Annotated in this window: 2 protein-coding genes; both read right to left on the bottom strand. The window is 60.0% G+C overall.

Annotated elements, in window-relative coordinates:
• Positions 1-661: 661 nt before the first annotated feature.
• Entirely contained in the window at positions 662-2,446 is a 1,785-nt protein-coding gene (locus tag AAAB16_RS19330) for a KinB sensor domain-containing domain (protein WP_340664792.1), read from the bottom strand.
• Positions 2,443-3,101 (bottom strand): sigma 54-interacting transcriptional regulator (locus AAAB16_RS19325; RefSeq protein ID WP_340664791.1); only part of this gene is annotated, 659 nt, incomplete at its 5' end. The genes AAAB16_RS19330 and AAAB16_RS19325, both read right to left, overlap by 4 nt.

Here is a 3,101-nt window from a genome sequence, read left to right as displayed (position 1 = left end):
GTTTGCTGCGGTGTGGTGTTGTATGCGCCGCTGACCAATATGGTGTGGATCGGTTTGTTGAAGCTGACTACGGGTGTGTTGGTGGGGATGTTTGTGTTGGCGTTGGTGTTTGGGCGGCGGATTAAGTTTGATCCGGTGTTGCGCTAACGTCTGACCGTTCACCGTTCACCGTTCACCGTTCACCGTTCACGGCTTCGGGTGAGCGTTTTTTCCTGGTTATCGCGTGTGCTGAACGTTTGGTTTCGCGCCTTACGCGCGAGTTTCTTTTTCCAGTCGATGAAAAAGAAACCAAAAAATCTTGCCCCTACCTTGGGTCTACGCTGCGCTCCGACTTCCCTCGCTACGTCGTCGCTCCAGGGGCACGGCCCAACGGGCCTTCCATGGCCCGATGTGCCTCTCGCGGCGTCCCTGCCGCTCTACCCCTTACACAACGACTCCACTCGGCCTGCGATGAACGGGGCGGGTAGATCAAGAGCGGATCAAGAGCAGATCAAGGTCAAGTGCTCCCTCTCCCTAGCTCGCTCGCCTAGCCGCCGCCTTAGCAGGAGAGGGCGGTTTGACGGAGCTGTTACGGCGAGCACTGATCTGTCCCCCTCGCCCGCGTGCGGGAGAGGGGCTAGGGGTGAGGGCTGCGGCTTGCACAGTTCATTGCGCTGAGCACTTAAATCGGCAACGCCATATAAAACTGCGAGCCCTTACCCGGCCGTGAGTACACGCTGATGCGCCCGCCGTGCAGTTGCACGATTTCTTTGCACAAGGCCAAGCCCAATCCCGCGCCGCCTTTGCGTTTACCTATCTGTACAAACGGCTCAAATATCCGTGCCTGCTGGCTGAAGTCGATGCCTTCGCCGTAGTCCTGCACGCTGATGATTAGCCGCTCGCCATGGCGGCGCGCTTGTACCTGAATTTCACTGCCGCTGATGCTGTGGCGCAGGGCGTTGCCAATCAGGTTGTCGAGTACCCGTTCGATCTGTTGGCGGTCGATGTTTACTTGGGTCAGCGGTTCCAGCACTTCGACCACTATGTTGATTTCTCGCTCGCTGGCTTTGCTGGCGAAGCGCTCTTGGGTTTGGGTGATCAGTTGCTGCAGGTCGCACGGCGCGCGTTCGAGTTTTTGCAGGCCGTTTTGGTAGCGCGAGAAGTTCAGCAGGTCGGTAATCAGTTGCACCAGGCGCGCCATTTCTTCGTCCACGGTGCGAATCAGGTCAGCTTCGCGCGATTCGGCAGAAAACTTCAGCCGTTCTTGCAGCAGGCTGAAGGCCATGTGCATGCCGGTCACGGGGGTGCGCAGTTCGTGGGAGGCGCGCAGTACGAATTCCATGCGGATACGTTCGAAAGCGCGTTGTTCAGTTACGTCGCGCAGCACCATCACTGCGCCTACGGTACGGCCGTCAACGTGGTGCACGGGGGTCAAAGCCCAAGCCAGCAGGCGCTTTTCCCCGGCGGTTTCAATCAGCAGGTCTTCCGGTATCTGTTCCAGTTGCTTGCCGCTGAGCACCAGCAGCACCGCCTCGTCCAGTTCCGGGCGGTTGATCACTGAGCCCAAGCTTTTGCCGAGCAGGTCGTGTTCCCAAAACAGTTGGCGGATGGCGACGGGGTTGGCGTGTTCGATATGGCCGTGTTCGTCGATGATCACCAGGCCATCGTCAATGCTGTCGAGCACGGCTTGCAGGCGTTTTTGGCTGGCGACCAGCGCTTCAACATTGGTTTCTTTGAGCTGGCGCAGGGCATCGGCCATCACCCCGAAACGGCTGCTGAGCAGGGCCATTTCGCTCACCGACGATACCGGTAGGGTGATGCCGAAGTCGCCTTGGGCGATTTTGTCGGCGGCTTTGGCCAGCGCTTCGATCGGGGTGCCGAAACGACGGGCAATGCTTTGCGCGGTCAGCAAACCGACTAGCAGCACGGCGGCGCCGAGCAGGCTTAGCAGCAAGGCGATCAGCTTGGCACGGTCGCGAGCCTGGGCTTCGGCCATGCTGACTTTATTGATGGCCGCCTGCTGCACGTCAAGCAGGTGCTTGCGCACCAGATTGAAGGCTTGGCTGACGTTGTTGTCGTTATTAATACCGCCGCCGGTGGGGTCGGCCTCACTGAGCATGGCGAGAAAATCGCTGTAGGCCTTATCGACCCGCTCGAAACCCTCGCGGTCGTCGCGGTTGTCCAGGTCCATGCTTTCTTCCAGCAGGCTGCGGAATTTCGCCTGCGAGGCACGCAGCGCTTCCAGGTCGGGTTTTTCCCGCAGCATGATGGTCAGTTGGTCGCCAAAGCTGGTGCGCAGGCGTTGGCCGAGGTCGATGGTGGCAAAGCTGTTTTGAATCAGGCCTTCCTGGGTCTGGGCCATGCGCAACACGCTGACCACGCCCAATAACAGCCCCAGCAGCGCCACTGTAATCAGCGCTGAGAAGCTCAGGAAGAACCGCGTTCGCAGGGTCATGGCGGGCTTCATAGGTTGTACTGTTTGCGTTTGCGGTACAGCGTCGAGGCGTCGATGCCCAGTGTTTTCGCGGCTTGGTCCAGGGTCTCACTGGTGGCCAGTACGGCGGCGATATGGGCTTTTTCCAGGTCTTCCAGGCTCAGGTCAGCGCCCACACGCGGGGCATTGCTGCTGGTTGGCGCGACCAGGCCTAAGTGGCTGACGTCGACGATTTCCTGCGGGCAAATAATGCTCGCCCGTTCAATCACGTTGCGCAGCTCGCGGATATTGCCCGGCCACTGGTAGTCCAGCAGCGCGGTGCGCGCCTCGTCGCTAAAGGCGCGGCCAGGGCGGGCGTAGTCTTTAACAAAGCGGGCGAGAAAACGCTCAGCAAGCATCAGCACGTCGTCGGCACGTTCACGCAGGGGCGGCAGCTTGAGGGTAATAACGTTAAGGCGATACAGCAGGTCTTCACGGAACTTGCCTTCGCGCACCATGGCGTCCAAGTCCAGGTTGGTCGCCGCGACAATGCGCACATCGGCGCGGCGGGTCACCGGGTCGCCGACGCGCTCGTATTCCTTGTCCTGAATAAAGCGCAGCAACTTCGGTTGCAGGCTGAGGGGGAAGTCGCCGATTTCATCAAGAAACAACGTGCCGCCGTCGGCCTGGCTCACCCGGCCCAAGGTAC

The organism is Pseudomonas sp., assembly GCF_037994325.1.
Lineage (GTDB): Bacteria > Pseudomonadota > Gammaproteobacteria > Pseudomonadales > Pseudomonadaceae > Aquipseudomonas.
This window is presented reverse-complemented; position numbering and strand designations above follow the sequence as displayed.